19 protein-coding genes and 1 tRNA gene are annotated in these 24499 nt (G+C 72.0%); 9 read left to right on the forward strand and 11 right to left on the reverse strand.

Translation table 11 applies throughout. The features are described from left to right. Nucleotides 1-40 precede the first annotated feature (40 nt). Nucleotides 41-859: a trans-aconitate 2-methyltransferase gene (locus ACIQMV_RS29905; protein ID WP_401776774.1), complete on the forward strand. Its 819-nt coding sequence runs from the start codon at nucleotides 41-43 to the stop codon at nucleotides 857-859. Between the two features lie 3 nt (nucleotides 860-862). Further along, on the forward strand, nucleotides 863-1225 hold the full coding sequence (locus ACIQMV_RS29910) for a VOC family protein (protein ID WP_225074789.1): 363 nt from the start codon (nucleotides 863-865) through the stop codon (nucleotides 1223-1225). A gap of 32 nt (nucleotides 1226-1257) precedes the next feature. On the opposite strand, the gene ACIQMV_RS29915 is transcribed toward ACIQMV_RS29910, so the two are convergent. Together ACIQMV_RS29915 and ACIQMV_RS29920 are read right to left on the reverse strand one after the other, a co-directional pair. Beyond that, on the reverse strand, nucleotides 1258-1932 hold the full coding sequence (locus ACIQMV_RS29915; protein ID WP_141360380.1) for a TetR/AcrR family transcriptional regulator: 675 nt from the start codon (nucleotides 1930-1932) through the stop codon (nucleotides 1258-1260). Then, nucleotides 1929-2936: an acyl-CoA desaturase gene (locus tag ACIQMV_RS29920; protein WP_402596401.1), complete on the reverse strand. Its 1008-nt coding sequence runs from the start codon at nucleotides 2934-2936 to the stop codon at nucleotides 1929-1931. Before ACIQMV_RS29920 ends, ACIQMV_RS29915 begins: the two co-directional genes overlap by 4 nt. Before the next feature lie 289 nt (nucleotides 2937-3225). Between ACIQMV_RS29920 and ppc the strand changes: the two genes are divergently transcribed. Further along, nucleotides 3226-5967, forward strand: coding sequence for a phosphoenolpyruvate carboxylase (gene ppc / locus ACIQMV_RS29925; RefSeq protein ID WP_402596402.1), 2742 nt, complete (start codon nucleotides 3226-3228; stop codon nucleotides 5965-5967). Between the two features lie 83 nt (nucleotides 5968-6050). On the opposite strand, the gene ACIQMV_RS29930 is transcribed toward ppc, so the two are convergent. From ACIQMV_RS29930 to ACIQMV_RS29955, 6 genes are all read right to left on the reverse strand, one after another. Further along, the gene (locus ACIQMV_RS29930) at nucleotides 6051-6557 is read right to left on the reverse strand and encodes a hypothetical protein (protein WP_402596403.1); all 507 of its coding nucleotides are present in this window, start codon (nucleotides 6555-6557) and stop codon (nucleotides 6051-6053) included. A gap of 52 nt (nucleotides 6558-6609) precedes the next feature. Beyond that, nucleotides 6610-7212, reverse strand: a complete 603-nt coding sequence (gene pth, locus ACIQMV_RS29935) for an aminoacyl-tRNA hydrolase (protein WP_141360384.1) — start codon at nucleotides 7210-7212, stop codon at nucleotides 6610-6612. 88 nt (nucleotides 7213-7300) lie between these two features. Next, nucleotides 7301-7891 carry a 50S ribosomal protein L25/general stress protein Ctc gene (locus ACIQMV_RS29940; protein WP_141360385.1) on the reverse strand — a complete coding sequence of 197 codons (591 nt, stop codon included), beginning with the start codon at nucleotides 7889-7891 and terminating at the stop codon, nucleotides 7301-7303. A 188-nt stretch (nucleotides 7892-8079) separates the two neighbouring features. After that, nucleotides 8080-9054 (reverse strand): ribose-phosphate diphosphokinase, encoded by a 975-nt coding sequence (locus ACIQMV_RS29945; protein WP_141360386.1) that lies wholly within the window; start codon nucleotides 9052-9054, stop codon nucleotides 8080-8082. A gap of 96 nt (nucleotides 9055-9150) precedes the next feature. After that, the gene (gene glmU / locus ACIQMV_RS29950; protein ID WP_141360387.1) at nucleotides 9151-10599 is read right to left on the reverse strand and encodes a bifunctional UDP-N-acetylglucosamine diphosphorylase/glucosamine-1-phosphate N-acetyltransferase GlmU; all 1449 of its coding nucleotides are present in this window, start codon (nucleotides 10597-10599) and stop codon (nucleotides 9151-9153) included. 128 nt (nucleotides 10600-10727) lie between these two features. After that, nucleotides 10728-10800, reverse strand: a tRNA-Gln gene (locus ACIQMV_RS29955). Nucleotides 10801-11037: 237 nt separating this feature from the next. Here ACIQMV_RS29955 and ACIQMV_RS29960 point away from each other — a divergent pair. Beyond that, nucleotides 11038-12432, forward strand: a complete 1395-nt coding sequence (locus ACIQMV_RS29960; RefSeq protein ID WP_402596404.1) for a sensor histidine kinase — start codon at nucleotides 11038-11040, stop codon at nucleotides 12430-12432. A gap of 63 nt (nucleotides 12433-12495) precedes the next feature. Here ACIQMV_RS29960 and ACIQMV_RS29965 read toward each other — a convergent pair whose 3' ends face one another. Both ACIQMV_RS29965 and ACIQMV_RS29970 read right to left on the reverse strand, forming a co-directional pair. Continuing rightward, entirely contained in the window at nucleotides 12496-13032 is a 537-nt protein-coding gene (locus ACIQMV_RS29965) for an SUKH-3 domain-containing protein (protein WP_141360389.1), read from the reverse strand. A 111-nt stretch (nucleotides 13033-13143) separates the two neighbouring features. Next, entirely contained in the window at nucleotides 13144-13659 is a 516-nt protein-coding gene (locus tag ACIQMV_RS29970) for a YwqJ-related putative deaminase (RefSeq protein ID WP_141360390.1), read from the reverse strand. A 312-nt stretch (nucleotides 13660-13971) separates the two neighbouring features. Between ACIQMV_RS29970 and ACIQMV_RS29975 the strand changes: the two genes are divergently transcribed. The 3 genes from ACIQMV_RS29975 to ACIQMV_RS29985 all read left to right on the forward strand — a co-directional run bounded on the left by ACIQMV_RS29975 (nucleotide 13972) and on the right by ACIQMV_RS29985 (nucleotide 18979). Further along, complete coding sequence (locus ACIQMV_RS29975) at nucleotides 13972-14991, forward strand: SMI1/KNR4 family protein (RefSeq protein WP_402596405.1); 1020 nt, start codon at nucleotides 13972-13974, stop codon at nucleotides 14989-14991. Nucleotides 14992-14999: 8 nt separating this feature from the next. Beyond that, complete coding sequence (locus ACIQMV_RS29980; protein ID WP_402596406.1) at nucleotides 15000-17915, forward strand: SUKH-4 family immunity protein; 2916 nt, start codon at nucleotides 15000-15002, stop codon at nucleotides 17913-17915. A gap of 176 nt (nucleotides 17916-18091) precedes the next feature. Continuing rightward, complete coding sequence (locus ACIQMV_RS29985; protein ID WP_402596407.1) at nucleotides 18092-18979, forward strand: cellulose-binding protein; 888 nt, start codon at nucleotides 18092-18094, stop codon at nucleotides 18977-18979. Between the two features lie 90 nt (nucleotides 18980-19069). Here ACIQMV_RS29985 and ACIQMV_RS29990 read toward each other — a convergent pair whose 3' ends face one another. Further along, nucleotides 19070-20563, reverse strand: a complete 1494-nt coding sequence (locus ACIQMV_RS29990) for an MFS transporter (protein ID WP_253266151.1) — start codon at nucleotides 20561-20563, stop codon at nucleotides 19070-19072. Between the two features lie 459 nt (nucleotides 20564-21022). On the opposite strand from ACIQMV_RS29990, the gene ACIQMV_RS29995 reads away from it, so the two are divergent. Both ACIQMV_RS29995 and ACIQMV_RS30000 read left to right on the forward strand, forming a co-directional pair. Then, nucleotides 21023-21811: an ABC transporter ATP-binding protein gene (locus tag ACIQMV_RS29995; RefSeq protein ID WP_141360394.1), complete on the forward strand. Its 789-nt coding sequence runs from the start codon at nucleotides 21023-21025 to the stop codon at nucleotides 21809-21811. Beyond that, nucleotides 21808-24387, forward strand: coding sequence for an ABC transporter permease (locus ACIQMV_RS30000; protein WP_402596408.1), 2580 nt, complete (start codon nucleotides 21808-21810; stop codon nucleotides 24385-24387). Before ACIQMV_RS29995 ends, ACIQMV_RS30000 begins: the two co-directional genes overlap by 4 nt. Nucleotides 24388-24499 lie beyond the last annotated feature (112 nt).

A 24499-nucleotide genomic window follows, 5' to 3' on the forward strand; every position in this document is an offset into this window, starting at 1 on the left:
CGCAGCCGCCGACGACTCCCCGCACCTCCAGGAGGCCGCCATGTCCGTCCACAACCCCGCCTGGGATCCCGCCCAGTACCTGCGCCACGCCGGCCACCGGGCCCGCCCCTTCGCCGATCTCCTCGCCCGCGTCCCCGCTCTGCCGGGCGACCGGCCCCGCATCGCCGACCTCGGCTGCGGCCCCGGCAATGTCACCGCCCTGCTCGCCGACCGCTGGCCCACCGCGCACATCACCGGCTACGACAACTCCCCGGCGATGCTCGACAAGGCCGTGGTCGACCACCAGGGCCCCACCCCCGGCGGCGGCCGCCTCGACTTCACTCCCGCCGACGCCCGCACCTGGACCCCCGGCGAGCCGCACGACCTGATCGTCAGCAACGCCACGCTCCAGTGGGTGCCCGGACACCTGGACCGCTTCGCCGACTGGGTGGCGGGGCTGCGCCCCGGCGGCACCTTCGCCTTCCAGGTCCCCGGCAACTTCTCCGCCCCCAGCCACCGGCTCATGCGCGAGCTCGCCGGCTCCGCCCGCCGGCGCGACCGGCTCGCGGATGTCCTGCGCCACGAGGACGCGGTGCTCGCCCCCGAGGCCTATCTGGAGCGGCTGACCGGCCTCGGCTGCGCCGCCGACGTCTGGGAGACCACGTACATCCACCTGCTGACCGGTGAGGACCCGGTCCTGGACTGGGTGAAGGGCACCGGGCTGCGGCCCGTCCTCACCGCCCTCGCCGACGACCCGGCGGCCCGCGAGGAGTTCCTGACCGAGTACCGCGCCGCCCTGCGGGAGGCCTACCCGGCCGGACCGCACGGCACCCCGTTCCCCTTCCGCCGCATCTTCGCGGTCGCCACCAAGGAGGCGTGAGGCATGCTCGCCGCCGTCGACCACGTACAGCTCGCCGCCCCGCCCGGCTCCGAGGACGACCTGCGGGCGTACTACGCCGGTGTCCTCGGCATGACCGAGGTCCCGAAGCCGCCGGCTCTGGCCGCGCGCGGCGGCTGCTGGTTCCAGGCCGGGGCCGTCCGGCTCCACCTGGGCATCGAGCGGGACTTCCGCCCCGCGAGGAAGGCCCACCCGGGGCTCCGGGTGACGGCCGTCGAGGCCTTCGCCGCCCGGCTCGCGGCGCACGGCGCGAAGGTCGTCTGGGACGACGGTCTGCCGGGCCACAGGCGCTTCTACTCCGAGGACCCCGTCGGCAACCGCCTGGAGTTCCTGGAACCGCTCGCCTGAACCTGCCGCCCAGGACGTCGCGGCGCCCGATCCTAGGACTTGCGGTGCCCGATCAGCCGGGGCCGCGGCTCCAGCCCGTCCAGCCCGTGCCAGGCCAGGTTCACCAGGTGGGCCGCGACCTCCGCCTTCTTCGGGCGGCGGACGTCCAGCCACCACTGGCCGGTCAGGGCGACCATGCCGACCAGCGCCTGGGCGTACAGCGGGGCCAGCTTCGGGTCGAAGCCGCGGGACTTGAACTCGCGGCCCAGGATGTCCTCCACCTGGGTGGCGATGTCGGAGATCAGGGAGGCGAAGGAACCCGTCGACTGGGGGATGGGGGAGTCGCGGACCAGGATGCGGAAGCCGTCCGTGTACTCCTCGATGTAGTCCAGCAGCGCGAACGCCGCCTGCTCGCACAGCTCCCGGGGGTGGCCCGCCGTCAGCGAGCCGGTCACCATGTCCAGCAGCCGCCGCATCTCGCGGTCCACCACGACGGCGTACAGGCCCTCCTTGCCGCCGAAGTGCTCGTACACCACCGGCTTGGACACCCCGGCCTTGGCCGCGATCTCCTCCACCGAGGTGCCCTCGAAGCCCTTCGCCGCGAACAGCGTGCGACCGATCTCCAGCAGTTGCTGGCGGCGCTCGGCACCGGTCATACGGGTACGGCGCGTGCGCCGCGGCTTGTCATTGCTGGGGGTGCTGGAGTCGGTCGCCACGCCGTCAATCATGCCGCCTCGGCGGTCTTCCTCCGGCGCCGGGAGTCGCCCTCCCCGTCGTTGCGGCGGGAATCGATACGCGAGCGTGACGGCCAGCGCACGTCGTAGGCCCAGCCGAACCGCTCGAACCAGCGGATGATCCGGGCCGAGGAGTCCAGCTGGCCGCGCTCCACTCCGTGCCGGGCCGAGGTCGGGTCGGCATGGTGCAGGTTGTGCCAGGACTCGCCGCAGGACAGGATCGCCAGCCACCACACGTTGCCCGAGCGGTCCCGCGACTTGAACGGGCGCTTGCCGACCGCGTGGCAGATGGAGTTGATCGACCAGGTCACGTGGTGCAGCAGCGCCACCCGGACCAGCGAGCCCCAGAAGAACGCGGTGAACGCGCCCCACCACGACATCGTGACCAGGCCGCCGATCAGCGCCGGCAGTGCCAGCGACACCGCCGTCCACAGCACGAACTGACGGGAGATCGTCCGCAGGGCCCGGTCCTTGATCAGGTCCGGGGCGTACTTCTCCTGCGGGGTCTGCTCCTCGTCGAACATCCAGCCGACATGGGCCCACCACAGGCCCTTCAGCAGCGCCGGAACCGTCTCGCCGTACCGCCACGGGGAGTGCGGATCACCCTCGTGGTCGGAGAACTTGTGGTGCCTGCGATGGTCGGCGACCCAGCGGACCAGGGGTCCCTCGACCGCCATCGACCCCGCGATCGCCAGCGCGATCCTCAGGGGCCGCTTCGCCTTGAACGAGCCATGCGTGAAATGCCGGTGGAAACCGATCGTGATGCCGTGACAGCCGAGGAAGTAGAAGAAGACCAGCAGGCCGAGGTCCAGCCAGCTCACCCCCCAGCCCCACGCCAGCGGCACCGCCGAGAGCAGCGCGAGGAACGGAACGGTGATGAAGAGCAGCAGCGTGATCTGTTCGATCGAACGCTTCTGCTCACCTCCCAGGGTGGCGGAGGGAAGAGAGGTGTCGGTCGCCTTCGGGGCGTCGTCGATCACATCGGAGCTTGTGGTCATGGGCGTCCCCTGTGGGGTCGAGGGTCGAGACGGGTCGTCGGATCAGGGAACCGTTCAGCTCCCTACGGTTCCGTAACCTACGGCGTCGTAAGTATGGCAGTGCCTCGCGCCGCGGCAAGAGCCCCTAGCCTGCGCGTCCCCCATGACACCTAGACTTGGAGGCGGTCGGACAGCGCGGTCCGCTCTGAAGAATTCCTTCCCGGACACCTGGCCCGTAAGCGGCAGCCGCCGCGCGGCACTCGTCCGGGTTCCCTCCCAGACGTGCTTCAACCCGCAAGGAGCCGCACCTGTGAGCAGTGCCGACGACCAGACGACGACCAGCGCCGAGCTGCGTGCGGACATCCGCCGACTGGGTGACCTCCTCGGGGAGGCCCTGGTACGGCAGGAGGGCCCCGAGCTCCTCGACCTGGTCGAGAAGGTCCGCCGCCTCACCCGAGAGGACGGTGAGGCCGCCGCCGAACTGCTGCGCGGCACCGAACTCGACACCGCGGCCAAGCTGGTCCGCGCCTTCTCCACCTACTTCCATCTGGCGAACGTCACCGAACAGGTGCACCGCGGACGCGAACTGCGTGCCCGGCGCGCCGCCGAGGGCGGCCTGCTCGCCCGTACCGCCGACCGTCTCAAGGACGCCGACCCGGAACACCTGCGCGAGACCGTCCGGCACCTGAACGTCCGCCCGGTGTTCACCGCCCACCCCACCGAGGCCGCCCGCCGCTCGGTGCTGAACAAGCTCCGGCGCATCGCCGCGCTCCTGGAGGCCCCGGTCGTCGAGTCCGACCGCCGCCGCCTGGACACCCGGCTGGCGGAGAACATCGACCTCGTCTGGCAGACCGACGAACTCCGCGTCGTCCGCCCCGAGCCCGCCGACGAGTCCCGCAACGCCATCTACTACCTCGACGAACTCCACGCCGGCGCCGTCGGCGACGTCCTGGAGGACCTCACCGCGGAACTGGAGCGCGTCGGCGTCAGGCTGCCCGACGACACCCGCCCCCTCACCTTCGGCACCTGGATCGGCGGCGACCGCGACGGCAACCCCAACGTGACCCCCGAGGTCACCTGGGACGTGCTGATCCTCCAGCACGAGCACGGCATCAACGACGCCCTCGACATGATCGACGAGCTGCGCGGCTTCCTGTCCAACTCGATCCGCTACACCGGCGCCACCGACGCACTGCTCCAGTCCCTCGGGACCGACCTGGAGAACCTGCCGGAGATCAGCCCCCGCTACAAGCGGCTCAACGCCGAGGAGCCCTACCGGCTCAAGGCCACCTGCATCCGCCAGAAGCTCGTCAACACCAAGCAGCGCCTGGCCACTGGCACCCCGCACGAGACCGGCCGCGACTACCTCGGCACCTCAGAACTCCTGGGCGACCTGCGGATCATCCAGGACTCCCTGCGCGAGAACCGCGGCGGCCTGTTCGCCGACGGCCGCCTGGGCCGCACCATCCGCACCCTGGCCGCCTTCGGCCTCCAGCTGGCCACCATGGACGTCCGCGAGCACGCCGACGCCCACCACCACGCCCTCGGCCAGCTCTTCGACCGGCTCGGCGAGGAGTCCTGGCGCTACGCCGACATGCCCCGCGAGTACCGCGCCAAGCTGCTCGCCAAGGAGCTGAGGTCCAGGAGGCCGCTCGCCCCCACCCCGGCCCCCGTCGACGCGGCCGGCGCCAAGACCCTCGGCGTCTTCGAGACGGTCAAGCGGGCCCTGAGCGTCTTCGGGCCCGAGGTCATCGAGTCGTACATCATCTCCATGTGCCAGGGCGCCGACGACGTCTTCGCCGCCGCCGTCCTGGCCCGCGAGGCCGGACTCGTCGACCTGCACGCCGGCTGGGCGAAGATCGGCATCGTGCCGCTGCTGGAGACCACCGACGAGCTCAGGGCCGCCGACACCATCCTGGAGGACATGCTCTCCGACCCGTCCTACCGGCGCCTGGTCGCGCTCAGGGGCGATGTGCAGGAGGTCATGCTCGGGTACTCCGACTCCTCCAAGTTCGGCGGCATCACCACCAGCCAGTGGGAGATCCACCGCGCCCAGCGGCGCCTGCGCGACGTCGCCCACCGCTACGGCGTACGGCTGCGGCTCTTCCACGGCCGCGGCGGCACCGTCGGCCGCGGCGGCGGCCCCACCCACGACGCCATCCTCGCCCAGCCCTGGGGCACCCTGGAGGGCGAGATCAAGGTGACCGAGCAGGGCGAGGTCATCTCCGACAAGTACCTCATCCCGTCCCTGGCCCGGGAGAACCTGGAACTGACGGTCGCCGCGACCCTTCAGGCCTCCGCCCTGCACACCGCCCCGCGCCAGTCGGTGGAGGCACTGGCCCGCTGGGACGCCGCGATGGACGTGGTGTCCCACGCCGCCCACGCCGCCTACCGCAGGCTCGTCGAGGACCCCGACCTGCCGGCGTACTTCTTCGCCTCCACCCCCGTGGACCAGCTCGCCGACCTGCACCTGGGCTCGCGTCCCTCGCGCCGCCCCGACTCCGGCGCCGGACTCGACGGACTGCGCGCCATCCCCTGGGTGTTCGGCTGGACCCAGTCCCGGCAGATCGTGCCCGGCTGGTTCGGCGTCGGCTCCGGGCTGAAGGCGCTGCGCGAGGCGGGCCTGCGGCTGGAGGGGGACACCGTGCTCGACGAGATGCACGGGCAGTGGCACTTCTTCCGCAACTTCATCTCCAACGTCGAGATGACCCTCGCCAAGACCGACCTGCGCATCGCGCAGCACTACGTCGACACCCTCGTCCCCGACGAGCTCAAGCACATCTTCGACACCATCCGGGCCGAGCACGAACTCACCGTGCGCGAGGTGCTGCGCGTCAGCGGCGAGAGCGAACTCCTCGACGCGCAGCCCGTGCTCAGGCAGACCTTCTCCATCCGCGACGCGTACCTCGACCCGATCTCCTACCTCCAGGTCACCCTGCTCAAGCGGCAGCGCGACGCGGCGGCGGCCGGTCAGGAACCCGACCCGCTGCTCTCCCGGGCCCTGCTGCTCACGGTCAACGGCGTGGCGGCCGGCCTGCGCAACACCGGCTGACCGTCCCCGGAACGGCCAAGGGTGCCCCCGGGATTCGTACCGGACATCGGACGAACCCCGGGGGCACCCTCATGCCCCACGGCTCACAACGCCACGAAGACCGCCGTCAGCAGCGCGACCCCCGACCCCGCCAGCACCCACGCAGCCCGGGTCCGCCGCAATCCGCCCGCCACGACCACCGAGGCCAGCAGCAGCCCACCGCCCAGCGGGGCCCACGCGTACAGGATCCCGGCCGGGCCCGAGCGGACCACCTCGTCCGTCCCCGGCTTCACGACGACGCTGTAGGTCTGCCCCTTGCGCACCGCCACGGTGTGGTCGATCACCACCTGATCGCGGGCCTTCGACCCCGTCGAGACCGGTGTGTACGGCCCGGTGCACGTGTCGCCGTCGCACCGCGTCACCGCGACCGTGCCCTGCTCACGTCCCTTGGTCAGCATCACGTACGGCGCGGTGTCCCACGACGCCCACACTCCCGCGACGAGGATCAGCGCCGTGACGGTGCCCATGGCCGCGACCCGCCCGAATTGGAGCGCGGCGTAGGAGGCCTGACGGGAACGGGTGGCGGTGGCGGCAGGCATGGCCGGGATCATTGGCCATGTCGCTACGACCGGTCAACTCAAGGGGGCGCGGTGGGAGGACAAGTCAGGAGTTGTACGCGCTTTGTGCCCGCTCCAGCCCCTCCGCCAGCAGACACTCCACCGAGTCCGCCGTCCGGTCCACGAAGTAGTCCAGCTCCTTGCGTTCGGCGGAGGAGAAGTCCTTCAGCACGAAGTCGGCCACCTGCATACGGCCCGGCGGACGTCCGATCCCGAACCGCACCCGGTGGTAGTCCGGGCCCATCGCCTTCGTCATCGACTTCAGCCCGTTGTGGCCGTTGTCGCCGCCGCCCAGCTTCAGCCGCAGCACGCCGTAGTCGATGTCCAGTTCGTCGTGCACCGCCACGATGTTCGCGAGCGGCACCTTGTAGAAGTCGCGCAGCGCGTTCACCGGCCCACCGGACAGGTTCATGAACGACATCGGCTTCACCAGCACCACCCGGCGGCTCTCCGGCCCGGGAGGACCGATACGCCCCTCCACCACCTGCGCCTGCGCCTTGCCCGCCCGCTTGAACCGGCCCCCGATCCGGTCGGCCAGCAGATCCACCACCATGAACCCGACGTTGTGCCGGTTCATGGCGTACTCCGGTCCGGGATTGCCGAGGCCGACGATCAGCCAGGGGGCGTTCGCGGAGGTCGTCACGTCCATGTCTCCTCAATACGCGTCATACGCGTCATACGCGCCAGCCGCCGCCCCCAGAGGGAAGCGGCGGCTGACGAGACGGCGACGGTCGGGCTCAGGCCTGCGCGGCCTCTTCGCCTTCCTCGCCCGCCGGGGCCTCCTCGGCCTGCGCGGCCAGCACCTGGAGCACCGCGGTGTCCTCCTCGACGGCCAGCTTGACGCCGTCGGGGAGGTTGATGTCCTTGGCGAGGATCGCGTCACCGGCCGACAGGCCAGCCACGGACACCGGCAGGGTGTCCGGGATGTGCGTGGCCTCGGCCTCGACCGGCAGCGCGGTCAGGACGTGCTCGAGCAGGTTGCCGCCCGGGGCCAGCTCGCCCTCGGCGACGACCGGGATCTCGACGACGACGCGCTCGCCGCGCTTGACCATCAGCAGGTCCACGTGGACCAGGAAGCCCTTCAGCGGGTCGCGCTGCACGGCCTTCGGAATCGCCAGCTCGTTGCTCTTGCCGTCGATGTCCAGCGAGAGCAGGACGTTCGGCGTACGCAGCGCCATCAGCAGCTCGTGACCCGGCAGCGTCAGGTGGATCGGCACCATGCCGTGCTCGTACAGCACACCGGGAACCTTGTTCTCACGGCGGACACGGCGGGCGGCACCCTTGCCGAACTCGGTGCGCGTCTCGGCGGCGAGCTTCACCTCGGACATGCTCTTCACTCCTCGTAGAGGTACACGGAAAACGGTCGGGGTCACCCGGCCACGAACGGCCTGCTACGAAGAGCGCGTCGATAACGGATCGCCGTACCACGAGAACGAGTACGGCCTCCCTCGCCGAGCAACTGAAGCAGTCTACTCGGAGGGGGAGGCCGGACCCAAAACGATCTAGGGTCTGATGCTCACTGCTCGTCGAACAGGCTCGTGACCGAACCGTCCTCGAACACCTCGCGCACCGCACGCGCGATCGTCGGAGCGATGGACAGCACCGTGATCTTGTCCAGTTCCAGCTCGTTCGGCGTCGGCAGCGTGTCGGTGAACACGAACTCGCTCACCTTCGAGTTCTTCAGTCGGTCCGCCGCGGGACCCGACAGCACACCGTGCGTCGCCGTCACGATCACGTCCTCCGCGCCGTGCGCGAACAGGGCGTCCGCCGCGGCGCAGATCGTGCCGCCGGTGTCGATCATGTCGTCCACCAGGACGCAGATGCGGCCCTTCACATCACCGACGACCTCGTGGACGGTGACCTGGTTCGCCACGTCCTTGTCACGCCGCTTGTGCACGATCGCCAGCGGCGCGCCCAGCCGGTCGCACCAGCGGTCCGCCACCCGCACCCGGCCGGCGTCCGGGGACACCACCGTCAGCTTCGAACGGTCGACCTTGTTGCCCACGTAGTCCGCCAGCAGCGGCAGGGCGAACAGGTGGTCCACCGGCCCGTCGAAGAAGCCCTGGATCTGGTCCGTGTGCAGATCCACGGTGAGGATGCGGTGGGCACCCGCGGTCTTCATCAGATCCGCGATCAGACGTGCCGAGATCGGTTCACGCCCCCGGTGCTTCTTGTCCTGCCGCGCGTAACCGTAGAACGGCACGATGACCGTGATGGAGCGGGCCGACGCACGCTTCAGCGCGTCGATCATGATCAGCTGCTCCATGATCCACTTGTTGATCGGAGCAGTGTGGCTCTGGATCAGGAAGCAGTCCGCGCCGCGGGCCGACTCCTGATAACGCACGTAGATCTCGCCGTTCGCGAAGTCGAACGCCTTCGTCGGGACGACCCCGACGCCCAACTCGTGGGCGATTTCCTCGGCAAGCTCGGGGTGGGCGCGGCCGGAGAAGAACATCATCTTCTTCTCGCCGGTCGTCTTGATCCCGGTCACAGCAGTGTCTCCTCAGCGGGTGGTTCGCAACGTGGTGGGCTGCACTTGGGGGCTGCACTTATCACGGTACGCCGTGTTCGGCGTGCCGGTTTCCGGTCAGGCTTCGCCCTCCGGCTGTCCGGATACCGACTCGGCCGCCTTCGCCGCCGCGCTTCCCGGGCGCTTGCGAGCCACCCAGCCCTCGATATTCCGCTGCTGGCCACGGGCCACGGCCAGCGAACCGGGCGGTACGTTCTTCGTGATCACGGACCCGGCGGCGGTGTAGGCGCCGTCGCCGATCGTGACGGGAGCCACAAACATGTTGTCCGAACCGGTCTTGCAGTGCGAGCCGACCGTCGTGTGGTGCTTGCTCTCCCCGTCGTAGTTCACGAACACGCTCGCCGCGCCAATGTTCGTGTACTCGCCGATGGTGGCGTCACCGACGTACGACAGGTGGGGAACCTTGGTCCCCTCGCCGATCGAGGCGTTCTTCGTCTCGACGTACGTACCCACCTTGGACTTGACCCCGAGCCGGGTGCCCGGCCGCAGGTACGCGTACGGCCCCACGGAGGCCTGCGGGCCCACCACGGCGCCGTCGGACACCGTGTTGTCCACCCGCGCCCCCGCGCCGACCCGGGTGTCCGTCAGCCGGCTGTTGGGGCCCACCTCGCAGCCCTCGCCGAGCCGGGTCGTCCCGTGCAGCTGCGTGCCGGGGTGCACGACGACGTCCTGCTCGAAGGTCACCGTCACGTCGATCCAGGTGGTCGCCGGGTCGACGACCGTGACACCCGAGAGCATCGCGTTCGTCAGGAGGCGGTCGTTGAGGGTCCGCCGCGCCTCGGCCAGCTGCACCCGGTTGTTGATCCCGGCGATCTCCCGGTGGTCGCCGGCCACGCAGGCACCGACCCGGTGCCCGGCCTCGCGCAGGATCCCGAGGACGTCGGTGAGGTACTCCTCGTGCTGGCTGTTGTTCGTCCGGACCTTGCCCAGCGCGTCGGCGAGCAGCCGCCCGTCGAACGCGAACACCCCGGAGTTGATCTCCCGGATCGCCCGCTGGGCCTTGGTGGCGTCCTTGTGCTCGACGATCGCGGTCACCGCGCCCGTGCCGGCGTCGCGGACGATCCGGCCGTAGCCGGTCGCGTCCGGCACCTCCGCGCTGAGCACGGTGACGGCGTTGCCGTCCTCCTGGTGCGTGGTGGCGAGCCGCTGGAGGGTCTCACCGGTGAGGAGGGGAGTGTCGCCGCAGACGACGATCACGGTTCCCTCGACGGGCCCGCCGAGCTCCTCGAGGCCCATCCGGACCGCGTGCCCGGTGCCCTTCTGCTTCTCCTGCACGGCGGTGCGGACCTCGGAGTCGACCTCGGCCAGGTGCTCGGTCACCCGCTCCCGCGCGTGCCCGACCACGACGACGAGGTTCTCCGGCTTCAACTCACGTGCGGCGGCGAGCACATGGCCCACCAGTGACCGGCCACAGATCTCATGCAGAACCTTCGGTGTGGCCGACTTCATACGGGTGCCCTCACCCGCTGCGAGAACGACGACGGCTGCCGGGCGAATGGCGCTCACGGGATGCCCTTCGGCTGTGGATGGGTGGGGGTGGACATCCGCAGGATACCGGGGCGGTTGTGGGGAGATATGAGAGCGGGTCCCGACCCGTGGGGGCGGGACCCGGACCGGGACCGTGTGCACCGCGGCTCCCCCGCAAGGATTCGAACCTTGTCCTGCTGGTACCAAAAACCAGTGTGCTGCCAGTTACACCACGGGGGACAGCGCTTCAGACCTTACCGGAGACGTGCCCGGGTCCGGGCCACGATTCCGTCCCGCCGGCCCCCGGAACGGGCCTGCGGTCCGAATGGAATGTCCGCTTCCGATATCGAACAGGGCATGGTTCAGCAGTTCGAGGGATACCAGCTGGTTTCGCTGTTATCCGATTACGGAGTGTGCTGGGGTCCGGTACCCGGAACTCACCGGAAATGCCCCGGCCGGCGCCCGTAGGCTGGAGCCATGACCACGACGGGGGAAGACCACGAGGCGGTCCCGACCGGGCCGTGGTGGTGGGCGCGCCGGCGCAGCGCCGCGCTCGACGGGGGGCTGGCGCTGGTGTCCGCGCTGGAGTGCGGGGCCGAGGGCGTGCCGTTCGCCCGGGACGCGGGGATTCCGGCGTCCCTGGGGATCGTGTTCGGGGTGCTGGCGGGGTCCGTTCTGCTCATCCGGCGGCGGTGGCCGATCGCCGTGGTGCTGGTGGCGATCGCCATCACGCCGGCCCAGATGGGTTTCCTGATGGGCATCGTCGGGCTCTACACCCTGGCCTCGTGCGAGTTGCCACGCAGGGTGATCGCCGCGCTGGCCGGGATGTCCCTGCTCGGGACGATGATCGTGACGTTCGTGCGGGTGCGCCAGGACATGGCGCGCGGGGATCTGACCCTCGGCAACTGGTTCGTGCCGTTCGCCGCGGTGACCACCTCGCTCGGGCTGACGGCCCCTCCCCTTCTTCTCGGCCTGTACGTGGGGGCCCGGCGGCGGCTGATGGAGAGCCTGCGGGAGCGGGCGGACAGTCTCGAACGGGAGTTGCAGCTGCTCGCGGAGCGGGCGGAGGAGCGGGCCGAGTGGGCCCGCAACGAGGAGCGGACCCGGATCGCGCGGGAGATGCACGACGTGGTCGCGCACCGGGTGAGTCTGATGGTGGTCCACGCCGCCGCGTTGCAGGCCGTGGCCCGCAAGGATCCGGAGAAGGCGGTGAAGAACGCGGCCCTGGTGGGGGACATGGGGCGGCAGGCGCTCACCGAGTTGCGGGAGATGCTCGGGGTGCTGCGCAGCACGGAGGGGCCGGCCCAGGTCCAAGTTCAGACCCAGGCCCAGACCCAGGTCCAGACCCGGAGCCAGGTCCGGACGCGGGCGGAGGCGTCGGAGCAGGGTGTGCCCGGCGCGCCGGACGCCGTGCCGCTCGCCGCGGTGGGGGCCGCCGCGGCCGCCGCGGCCTCCCGGGCCGCCGGCGGCACGCCCGAGGGGCCGTGCCTGTCGGAGCTGGACGAGCTGGTCGGGCAGTCGGCTGCCGCCGGGATGGCCGTGGACCTGTCGGTGCAGGGCACGGTCCGCCCGTACGCGGCGGAGGTCGAGCAGACGGCGTACCGCGTGGTGCAGGAGGCGCTGACGAACGTCCACAAGCACGCGGCGGGGGCGAAGACGTACGTGCGGCTGGCGCACCGCTCGGCGGAGATCGCGATGCAGGTGGAGAACGAGCCGCCGCCCGAGCCCGCGTCGGCGTCGGCGGGGCTGCCGTCGGGCGGGAACGGACTGCTCGGTATGCGGGAGCGGGTCGTCGCGCTGGGCGGTGTCTTCGTGTCGGGGCCGACGGACGCGGGAGGCTTCCGGGTGTCGGCGGTGATCCCGGCGTCGTAGCGGCGCTTCCGTCCGGTGCGCGGCGGGTCCCGCCCACCGCGGGCCGGCGAGCCGTACGGGTGTTCAGCCCGTGGTGAGCCGTACGGGCTCCGTGCCGGAGATGAGGGCCGACAGGGCCTGGTCGATGTCGGGCCCGAGGTACCAGTCGCCGGTGTGGTCGAGGGCGTAGACGCGGCCCTCGGTGTCGATGGCGAGCAGGGACCGGCTGTCGGTCTCGGCGCCCAGCGGGCAGACCTCGGTGTCCAGGGCGCGGCCGAGGTCGCCGAGGGTGCGGGCCATGTGGAGGCCGTGCAGCGGATCCAGGTCGAGGGCGGCGGGAGCGATCCGGCGGCCGGGCCCGGTGGGCGAGACGCGCAGGCCGCCGAATTCCGCCCAGGCCTCGACGGCGGCGGGGAACACGGAGTGGTGGTGGCCGGCGGGCGAGAGGTGCTCGCGCAGGGCGTCGGCCCACACCTCGGCCTGCTTTATGTCCCACCGTCCCGGCTGCCAGCCGGCGGCGCGCAGCGTGGCGTCGACGGGTGCGGCGAAACGAGCCGGGGTTCCCCCCTGCCCATGAGGAGGAGCCGAGGGTTTGGGGAAGGAGGCGCGGTCGGCGTGCATCTGCCCTTCGTTCGTGGATCGTGCCGCGGCGGGTGGCGCCGTGGCGGGTGGTGCGGTCGTGGGGGGTTTCGCGGCGACCGCGGCCGGGGGGGGGGCTCGTGGCCGGGCGGGTCAGCTCTTCCCGGCGGCGGGGTCGACGATGCGGACGCCGAAGTGGGCGCTGAGCGCGGTGCAGGCCCGGCAGGGGCCGGCGAAGCCGCCGTGCAGGGGGTCGCCGTCCTCGCGGATGCGCCGGGTGGTCAGTTTGGCGTGTTTCAGGCTCTTGCGGGCCTCGCCGTTGCTCATGGGTTTGCGGGAGGCACGTTTGCTCCGGGCGGCGTCGGCGGCGGTGATGTGCCGGGAGATCAGGATGGTCTCGGCGCAGCGGCCGGTGAAGCGGTCGCGCTGGGCGCTGGTGAGGGCGTCGAGGAAGTCCTGGACGAGGGGGTGCAGGGCGGGCGGCTCCTCGCCTCGGGCGGCGGTGCCCGTGAGGGTGGCGCCGCGCACGGAGAGGGCGGCGGCGACGGTCGGGAGAATGCCGTCCCGGCGGTGGCGGAGCGCGGGCGCGTGCGGTGTCTCGGCGCTGCTCCAGCCGACTCTGGGGTCGCCGGAGGCGCTCGTGTCCGGTCCCGTCTGCGTCGCGTTCATGATCGTTTTTCCCTCCCGTGCATCCCCCGGAAACTCACAGAGTGCCAAATGGCGTGGCTGCTGCGGAAGCTGGGGCGGTGTGACACACCCCGTCCGGGGCAGTGCGTCACTGGAAGGTGACGGCTGGTCACGGCGAGGCCGGGCCGGCGGGTGGCGGCCCGGTGACCGGTGACGTCGTACCGCATAGGCTGTCGGCACGCCGCGACGCGCGCGGCGGACGCGTTGGAGAGTAGTAGGGATACGGGCCTCGGCGGGGCGGAGCAGCGAGCCGGTCGCCGTGGGCCGTACAGAGTGCCGCAGGGGGCAACAGCCATGACGACAGGTCGGCTCGGGCTCGGGGTACCACCCGGCCGCCAGGCTGGGGGACAGGCCGCGCCGCCGAACGCGGCCTATGCCGGGCAGGTCGTGCACTTCCCGGATCCGGTCCGGGCCGCACGTCACCCGAGAGGGGTGCGGGTGGACGACCGCGGTTTCCCCGACTTCTCGCCGTACGCGCGGGCCGCGGTGGAGATCGCGGAGCCGCCGCAGGGGTTCGGGGTCGACGAACTGCGGCTGACGGACTACGTGTCCGCGAACGCGGCGATGGCGGCGTCGGGGCACGAGTTGTGGGACACGGTGCCGAACGTGGCGACCCCGCACGGCTGGACGTGGCACCACGTGGTCGGCTCCCGGCGCCTGGAACTGGTCCCGGTGGAGGTGAAGGCGCTGCTGCGCCACCACGGCGGGATCGCGACCGCGAACGTCGACCAGAACAAGCGGGGCACCCGCCCGTTGCAGGAGACGCGGCCGGCGCACTTCCGGCTGCCGAAGTCGGGTGCCGCGGTGGCGGAGCAGCAGGTGCAGGGGGTCGAGGAGGACCTCGGGTACCGGCTGCCGGGCGCCTACCGTTCGTTCCTGAAGGCGGCGGGCGGCTGCGCACCCGTCGGGACCGCCCTGGACGCGGAGTTGGGGCTGCTGGTCGACCAGCCGTTCTTCACGGTCCGCGAAGAAGCCGCGGTCAACGACCTGGTGTACGTCAACAAGTGCCTGCGCGACCATCTGACCAAGGACTACCTGGCCGTCGGCTTCGTCCAGGGCGGACTGCTCGCGGTGAAGGTGAAGGGCGAGAGGGCCGGTTCGGTGTGGTTCTGCGCGTACGACGACGTACGGGACGTGGATCCGTCCTGGCCGCAGGCGGAGCGGGTGCAGCGGCTGCTGCTGCCGTGCGGTGAGGACTTCGACGCGTTCCTGTCCCGGCTGGCGGGTTCGCCGCCGGAGCTGGAGACGGTGGCGAACCTGATGGTGGACGGCGGTTTCGTCCGTGCCGTGGCCGTCTCGTCGGTGGGGGAGTGAGTCGAGCGATGGTGACGTTCGCGCAGGCGCAGGAGCGCGCCGAGGAGTGGATCAACGGGGATGTGCCCGCGTACCAGCACCGCGAGGTGCGGGTACGGGAGTTCGAGCTGGGCTTCGTGGTGTGGGCCGAGGACCGTGAGGGCGGCCCGCGCCTGGACGGGGGCGCGCAGCGGCTGGTGATCGCCCGGGACAGCGGGGAGGCCACGCTGTGGCCCGCGCTGCCGGTGGGCGAGGTGGTCCGCCGGTACGAGGAGGAGTACGGCCGGGTCGAGCCGGCCGCCGGCGCGGCCCCTGCGCCCCCGGCGCGGGTGGACCTGAATCAGACGTCCTTCCTGCTGAGCCCGCCGGAGTGGCTCCAGGAGGCGGCGGACCGGATGGGCATTCCGGACCGGCGCGGCGCATCGGGCACGGGGGGCGGCGCGGCCGCCGCCGCGTCGGCGGAGGCGGCCGGGAGTGGTTCGCTTCCTCAGACGCAGGCCGGGGTGCCGCTGGGCGCGCCCGCGGGCGCGGGTGCGCCGGGTGCGCCGGCCGGGGCGACCCCGTGGGCGGGTACGGACACCAACGCCGACACGGGGGACGACCGTTCCGTACCGCTGCCGGCGACCGTGTTCGCGCCGCCGCTGAGCGGTTCCGACGACGACACCCCGCTGCCCGCCGCCCCGCCGGACGCCAAGACGGCGCTGATGGCGGGCGGCAGCGCGCTCCCGCGCACGACGTTCGCACCGGCGGTCGACGAGTCCAACGGGCCGGTCCCGCCGGGTACTTCGCCCGCCCCGGGCGTGGGGTACGGGTTTCCGCAGGGGCCGGGTGGGCCGGGTGGTCCCGGGGCTCCGGGTACGCCTCCGCCGCCGCCGGTGCCGGGAGTGCCGCAGGGCAGCGCGCCTCCGCCGCCGTCCGGGCCGGTGGGGGATGCCGGGTACGGGTTTCCGCAGGGGCCGGGTGGGCCGGGTGGCCCCGCGGCTCCGGGTACGCCTCCGCCGCCGTCCGGGCCGGTGGGGGACGCCGGGTACGGGTATCCGTACGGGCCGGGTGGGCCGGGTGGTCCCGGGGCTCCCGGTACGCCGCCTCCGCCGCCGGTCCCGGGTGCGCAGGCGCCGGGCGGTGCCGGTCACGGGCGGCCGCTCGCGTCCAACGCCGGTGACATCGCCGACGCCGCGACCAGCAAGGCGGCGCCTCCGCCGCGCCGTGGGGGCGGTTCGACCACGCCTCCGCCGCCGGGTGCTCCGGGCACGCCGGGCGCGCGGCCCGGTGGTCCGTCCACACCTCCCCCTCCGGGCGCCGCGGGCGGTTACGTGCCGACCCAGATGGTGTCGTCGCTCGGCCCCGACGGGCCCGAGGGCCTCACCGGTCCGGGCACGCCCGGCGGTACGCCCCCGGGCGGCGTCCACCACGCCGCCACGATGTTCGCCGACCCCGGCCAGAGCGGTGGAGGCAGCCCGCCCCCGTCGGCTCCGCCCGGTGCTCCGGGAGCTCCGGGTGCGCCCAAGCCGCCTGGTGCCTCCGGCGCGTCGCAGCCGCCGACACCCCCTGCTGGGCCGGGCGTTCCTGGCGCCCCCGGTGTGCCTCCGGGTGCCCCGGGCATGCCCGGCGCCCCCGGCGCTCCGGGAGCCGTGCACCACGCGGAGACGATGCTGGCCGCGCCCCCCTCGGGCGGTCCCCACACGCCTCCGCCGCCCCCGGGCGCTCCCGGCGCCCCGGGCGGCCCTGGGATGCCTGGCATGCCTCCGGGCACCCCGCCGCCCATGGCCCCGGGTACCCCGCCGCCCATGCCCCCGGGCGCGGTGCCGCCGCCGGGCGCGCCGCCCATGCCCGGTCAGGCGATGCCCGGTCAGCCGCCCGTTCCTGGTCAGGCGATGCCCGGTCAGCCGCCCGTTCCGGGGCAGGCGATGCCCGGTCAGCCGCCCGTTCCGGGGCAGCATTCTCCGGCCTACGGCTACCCCCAGCAGGGGCAGCCGACCGTCGGGCCCGGCTACCAGGCCGTGTTGCGCTACCGCGCGCACGACGGTTCCGAGCAGCAGCTGATCCGGCGCTCCGCGCCCGGCACGCCGCACCCGGAGTGGCAGATCTTCCACGAACTGCGGGCCATGAACGTGCCGCCGGACCGGGTCCTGGAGCTGCACACGGAGCTGGAGTCCTGCGAGCTGCCGGGCGCGTACTGCGCGCGGATGATCCGTGAGCAGTGGCCGCAGGCCCGCATCGCGTCCATCGCCCCGTACGGCACCGACCACGCGAGCCGCCAGCAGGGCATGCAGCAACTGCTTGCTCACCAGGGTGAGTTGCACCAGGTGGCGGACGGTCCGGCCCGTCCCGGACCGGTCCGCGCGCCGCTGCCGCCGGTGCAGCCGGTACCGCCGATCCCCCCGGAGGGGATCGCGCAGGAGCTCGCCGCGGCGTTCGGGCCGGGTGTCTTCCGGTTCGAGCAGGCGGCGGTCTCCCGGCAGGGCGTACCGCCGGTCGTGGCGCACACGCTGGTGGTGGCGGGTCTGCCCATGGACATGGGTCCGTTCTTCTGGGCGCAGGCCCAGCCGGGCCGCCCGGTGCCGACGCTGGCGGAGCTGGCGGCCGAGCGCGGGGTGCAGCCGGCGTCGGACGCGGGTTCCTACCTTGTCATGGGCAGCGACTTCGGCAAGGCGATCTGCGTGCAGTACGGCACGGCGAACATCGTGGCGGTGCCCGTGGAGGCGGGGCCGGGCGGTGCGCCCGTGGCGCCGCAGTTCGTGAACACCGGTCTGCCGGAGTTCGCGCGCTGCCTGGCGCTGCTCGGCCGGATGTGGCGGCTGCGGTTCGGCCTGAACCAGGAGCAGGCGGGCCGCTGGACCGTCGACTTCCAGGCGCAGTTGGCCGCGCTCGACCCGGCGGCGCTCGGTTCGCCCGAGAGCTGGTGGTCGGTGCTGCTGGAGCAGATGTGGGACGGGCTGCTGTGAGCAGGTGAGCGTGTGAGCGTTCGGACCAAGGGGCCGGGCCCGGTCGTGTGACCGGGCCCGGCCCCTTTGTGTTCGAGGCCGGCTGCCGGTCGCGCCCGGAGTGTCGCGTTATGAACATTTCCCCCCAATCCCTCAAGATGTGCGCGAAATCACCGCCGGCGGGAGAGGGGTCCAGGATGGGCAGCGTACCGATGTCGCTCCACGGCTTCGTGGTCGTACGGGGACGCGGCTACCGCCCCGATCAGGTGAAGGCCTTCGCGGACTCCCTCTCCGGCGACCGGGACGCCGCCTGGGAGCGAGCCGCGCGGCTGACCGTCCTGGCCAGGAACATGGAGGAGGAACTCGAGGCCCTGCGGGAGAGGGTCGCGCGACTCGGCGAGCAGACCTACGAGTCGCTGGGCGAGGGCGCCCGGCGACTGTACGAGCTGGGCCTTGAGGAGGCGCGGAGGGTCCGGGAGGGGGCGCGGCAGGAGGCGGACGAACTGCTGGAGACGGCGCGGACGCACGCGGAGGATGTGCTCCAGGACGCGCGGGCGCACGCCGACGCCGTACGCGCCGAGGCGGACGAACGGGCCCGGCAGCGGCTGCTCGGGGCACGTGCGGAGGCCGACGACATCCGGATCTCCGTGCGGCGCGAGGCGAAGGAGTCCCGCGGCGAGGCGCTGGCGGCGCTGCGGGAGATGCGGCAGCGCACGTCCGGGATGCTCACCGAGCAGTCCCGCGAACAGGCGGACGCCCTGGTCGGCGCGGAACAGGAGGTGATGGAGCGTCAGGTCGCGCTGGAGGTGGACCACACCGAACGGGTCGCGGCCGCCGAGACGGCGCTGTCCGAGGCGGAGCAGGCCCTCGCCGACGCGTGGGAGGTGGCGCGGCGGGAACCGGAGGAGGCACGCGAGCGGGCGGCGGAGCTGCTGGCCGAGGCGCGGCTGCGCGCGGACCGGATCGCCCACGAGACCGACCGGGTCCTGCGGGAGCACGGCGAGGCGTGGGACGCCGTACGGGCCCAGATGGACACCGTGCGGGACAGCATCACGGCGCTGAAGGAAGGAGCGTGGGCCGACTAGTGCCTCTCGTTTGGATCACGACGACAACACCGCTGGGGGTACCGCGGCCTGATCCGTACCAAAGACCCTGGCGCCCCGCGGCCGGCCGCCTCATTCCTTCAGTACCGGGAAGCGGCGCGGTGCCAGTACCAGCAGCACCGTGAACGCCAGTACCGCCGCGCACCCCGCTCCCACGTACACCGCGTGGACCGCGTCCGCGATGGCCCGGCGTGTGGCCTCCGGCGCCGTGCCCGAACTCAGCGCCCGCGTCACCGAGTCCAGGTCGCTCGCGCCGCCGAGGCGGGTGGCCAGCACCCCGTTGGCGACCGCGCCGAAGACGGACGCGCCGAGTGTCTGGCCGGTCTGGCGGCAGAAGAGGATGGAGGCGGTGGCGGTGCCCCGCTCCGACCACCCCACCGTCGACTGGACGCCCACGATGAGGGGGAGCTGGAACAGGCCGAGGGCCGCGCCCAGCACCAGCATCAGCGCGGCGGGCTGCCAGGCCGCGCCGGGGTAGGGCAGGAAGGGGAAGGCGAACAGGGTCAGCGCCGCCGCGCCGATGCCGAGCATGGCGGTGTTGCGGAAGCCGATCCGCCGGTAGACGTGCTGACTGAGCGCGGCCGCCACCGGCCAGCTCAGCGTCCAGACCGACAGGACGAAACCGGCGGCCACCGGCGCCAGGCCGAGCACCGACTGGGCGTACGTGGGCAGGAAGACCGTCGGGGCGACCATCAGCAGCCCCAGCGCGCCCAGGGCGAGATTCACCGCGGCGATCGTACGGCGGCGCCACACCCAGCCCGGGAGGATCGGCTCTGCCGCTCGCCGTTCGATCACCACCACCGCGGCGGCCAGCGCCAGCCCCGTACCGAACAGGGCGAGCGACGGCGCCGACAGCCACGGCCACGCCACCCCGCCCTGCACCACCGCGGTGAGCAGGGCGCCCGCGCACGCGAACACCGCCAGCGCGCCCGCCCAGTCGACGCGCGGGCGCGACCGCGGCTCCCGCTCGGGCTCGCGCAGGTGGCGGACGATCAGCCACAGGGCGACGGCGCCGATCGGAAGGTTGACCAGGAAGATCCAGCGCCAGTCGGCGTAGGCGGCCAGGACGCCGCCCAGGGCCGGTCCGGCGATCGCCGACACCGCCCACACCGTGGAGAGCTTCGCCTGGATCTTCGGACGCTGCTCCAGCGGGTACAGGTCGGCGGCGAGTGTCTGGATCGTGCCCTGCAACGCCCCGCCGCCCAGGCCCTGGACGACGCGGAAGGCGATCAGCGCGCCCATGTTCCAGGCGCCGGCGCACAGCAGGGAGCCGACGAGGAAGACGACCGCGCCCGCGACGAGCACCGGCTTGCGGCCGAAGGTGTCGGACAGCTTGCCGTAGACGGGCAGAGTCACCGTCACGGCCAGCAGATAGCCCGAGAACAGCCACGAGAACACGGAGAAGCCGCCCAGGTCCCCGACGATCTGCGGCACGGCCGTCGACACGATCGTCGAGTCGAGGGCGGCCAGCGCCATGGCCAGCATGAGCGCGGCGACGACCGCGCCCCGCCGGTCGGTCGCGCCGGGTCGAGCGGCCTGCCGTGTCGTGGGTTCGGTGCTGCCCACCCCAGATCCTTTCCCACTGCATCCATCTGCCTCGGACAGCTTCCCACTTGACCTTCACGTAGCGGGAGGGCGGAGGCTGAGGAGGCCGGGAGGCGGACGCGACCCTGAGAACGTGTCCACCCACAGGGGGAGACCCCCTAGGGGAAGCTCCGTACCCGGGGTCGGGGAGGGTTCGTACCGGCGGAGGACGAGCGGGGACCGGGGCGGTCCTTAACCTGGCTTTACGCCGCGGGGGGCGGTACGCCGGAGCGGCGGGGGTGGGGTTTTCCCCCGGAGAAGACTGCGCTGAGCACCAGCGCGCCGGACACCCCCCGTCGACCAGACTCGACGGCGTACCGCAGCGCACGACGTACACGCACCGACTCGTTCCACCGAACGCGGCTCACCACCGCGATTCACCAGCAGACGCCACTCGCCACCAGACGCGTTTCACCAGCAGACCGACATAGGAGACTTGACGTGACAACGGCTGTGACCATTCCCAGGCACGGGGGTACTGGAGGGACTACGGCCGTCGCCGCGCGGGCGCGGCAGGTCGTGAAGGCGTACGGGGCCGGGGAGACCCGTGTCGTCGCCCTCGACCACGTCGACGTGGACATCGCCCGCGGCCGGTTCACCGCGATCATGGGCCCCTCCGGCTCCGGCAAGTCCACGCTGATGCACTGCCTCGCCGGTCTCGACACCGTGACGAGCGGTCAGATCTTCCTGGACGAGACCGAGATCACCGGGCTGAAGGACAAGAAGCTCACACAGCTGCGCCGGGACCGGATCGGTTTCATCTTCCAGGCGTTCAACCTGCTGCCCACGCTGAACGCGCTCGAGAACATCACCCTGCCCATGGACATCGCCGGCCGCAAGCCGGACCGGAAGTGGCTGGAGCAGGTGGTGGAGACCGTCGGCCTCGCGGGGCGGCTCAAGCACCGGCCCAACCAGCTCTCCGGTGGCCAGCAGCAGCGCGTCGCCGTGGCCCGGGCCCTGGCCGCCCGGCCCGAGATCATCTTCGGTGACGAGCCGACCGGCAACCTGGACTCCCGCGCGGGCGCCGAGGTGCTGGGCTTCCTGCGCCGGTCCGTGGACGAGCTGGGCCAGACGATCGTGATGGTCACGCACGACCCGGTGGCCGCCTCCTACGCCGACCGCGTGCTGTACCTCGCCGACGGCCGGATCGTCGACGAGATGAACCAGCCGACGGCCGATCAGGTCCTGGACCGCATGAAGGACTTCGACGCCCGGGGGCGTACGTCATGACCGTCCTGAAGACCTCCCTGCGCAACTTCTTCGCGCACAAGGGACGCATGGCGCTGTCGGCCGTCGCCGTGCTGCTGTCGGTGGCCTTCGTGTGCGGCACGCTCGTGTTCACCGACACCATGAACACCACGTTCGACAAGCTGTTCCAGGCGACCGCCTCGGACGTGACGGTGAGCGCCAGGACCTCGTCCGACACCGGTGAGACCACCTCCCGCACCGGCAAGCCGCCGGTCATGCAGGCGTCCGTGCTCGGCGAGGTACGCCGGGCCCAGGGCGTGCGGGCCGCCGAGGGGACGGTGTTCTCCACCTCGGTGACCGTCGTCGACGCCGACAAGGACAAGCTGTCGCCCAGCAGCGGCGCGCCCACCATCGTCGGCAACTGGAACGACAACGACTCCCGCACCATGAAGATCACCTCCGGTGCGGCGCCCAAGGGCCCGGACCAGGTGATGGTCGACGCCGACACCGCCGACAAGCACCACCTGAAGCTTGGCGACGAGATCGGTGTGATCACCGCGGTCGGCACCCACCGCGCGCACGTGTCCGGCATCGCCGCCTTCACCGTCACCAACCCCGGCGCGGCGATCTTCTACCTGGACACCAGGACCGCCCAGCAGACCCTGGTCGGCCGGACCGACGTGTACACGAACGTCAACGTGACGGCCGCCAAGGGCGTCACCGACGAGCAGCTGAAGAAGAACGTGGCCTCCGCGCTCGGCGCCGGCTACAAGGTGCAGACCGCCAAGGAGGTCGCCGACGCCAACCAGAAGGACATCGAGAGCTTCCTGAACGTGATGAAGTACGGGATGCTCGGCTTCGCCGGAATCGCCTTCCTGGTCGGCATCTTCCTGATCATCAACACCTTCTCGATGCTGGTCGCCCAGCGCACCCGCGAGATCGGCCTGATGCGCGCCATCGGCTCCTCCCGCCGTCAGGTCAACCGGTCCGTGCTGGTCGAGGCGCTGCTGCTGGGCGTGGTCGGCTCGGTGCTCGGCGTCGGGGCGGGCGTCGGCATCGCGGTCTGCTTGATGAAGCTCATGAGCCAGATGGGCATGCACCTGTCCACCGACGACCTCACGATCGCCTGGACCACCCCCGTGATCGGCCTGGTCCTCGGCGTGGTCGTCACCGTCCTCGCCGCCTACCTGCCCGCCCGGCGGGCCGGCAAGGTCTCCCCGATGGCCGCCCTGCGTGACGCGGGGACCCCGGCCGACGGCAGGGCCGGGACCGTACGGGCCGTCGTCGGCCTGGTCCTCACCGGCGTCGGCGCCGCGAGCCTGTACGCCGCGGCCAACGCCGACAAGGCCACTCAGGGCTCGGCGTGGCTGGGCCTGGGCGTGGTGCTCACCCTGATCGGCCTCGTCGTCGTCGGCCCGCTGCTCGTGGGCGGCCTGGTCCGCGTGCTCAGCGTGGTCCTGCTGCGGATCTTCGGTCCGATCGGGCGGATGGCCGAGCGCAACGCGCTGCGCAACCCGCGCCGCACCGGCGCCACGGGTGCCGCGCTGATGATCGGCCTGGCCCTGGTGGCCTGCCTGTCGGTGGTCGGCTCCTCGATGGTCGCCTCCGCCACCGACCAGCTCGACAAGACCGTCGGCACGGACTTCATCATCCAGAGTGACAACGGCGAGGTCATCACTCCGCAGGCGGTGAAGGCCGTGAAGGATGCCCCGGGACTGGAGCGGGTCACCGAGTACAAGCTCGTGGACGTCTCCCTGACCACGCCGGACGGCCGTACCTCCAAGAACGAGATGATCAACGCGGCCGACCCGACGTACGCCCAGGACCTGCGCACCAAGACGGTCGCCGGCACGCTCGACGACGCCTACGGTCCCGACTCGATGTCCGTCCCCGAGGGCTTCGCGAAGAAGCACGGCGTCAAGCAGGGGTCCACGGTCGAGGTCGGTTTCAAGGGCGGCAGGACGGCCGAGCTCACGGTCCGCGCGATCACCAGCGACGACGGCCTGATCGACAACGGCGCGATGTACGTCTCGATCGCCACGGTCGGAAAGTACCTGCCCGCCGACCGGATGCCGCTCGACCTGCTGCTCTTCGCCACCGCCAAGGACGGTCAGGAGACCGCCGCGTACCAGGCGCTCAAGTCCGCGCTGCACGACTACCCGCAGTACACCGTGCGCGACCAGACCGACTACAAGGAGGAGCTGCAGAACCAGATCGGCCAGCTGCTCAACATGGTCTACGGCCTGCTCGCCCTGGCGATCATCGTCGCCGTCCTGGGTGTGGTGAACACCCTGGCGCTGTCGGTGGTCGAGCGGACGAGGGAGATCGGCCTGATGCGGGCGATCGGCCTCTCCCGCCGCCAGCTGCGCCGCATGATCCGCCTGGAGTCCGTGGTGATCGCCCTGTTCGGCGCGCTGCTGGGCCTGGGGCTTGGCATGGGCTGGGGCGCGACCGCCCAGAAGCTCCTCGCCCTGGAGGGCCTGAAGGTCCTGGAGATCCCCTGGGGCACGATCGCCGGAGTCTTCATCGGCTCGGCCTTCGTGGGCCTGTTCGCCGCCCTGATCCCGGCCTTCCGGGCGGGCCGGATGAACGTACTGAACGCGATCGCGACGGAGTAGCGAGCGCGACGCGACCCCTCCGTGGACGGGGGTCACGGTGGAGCCCGGTGCCGGGAAGTCAGGGGGACTTCCCGGCACCGGGCTTGTGCCGGAAGGGGCGGCGGGGGCGCGA

This window comes from Streptomyces sp. NPDC091412 (assembly GCF_044756885.1).
In the GTDB taxonomy this organism is placed as follows: Bacteria; Actinomycetota; Actinomycetes; order Streptomycetales; family Streptomycetaceae; genus Streptomyces.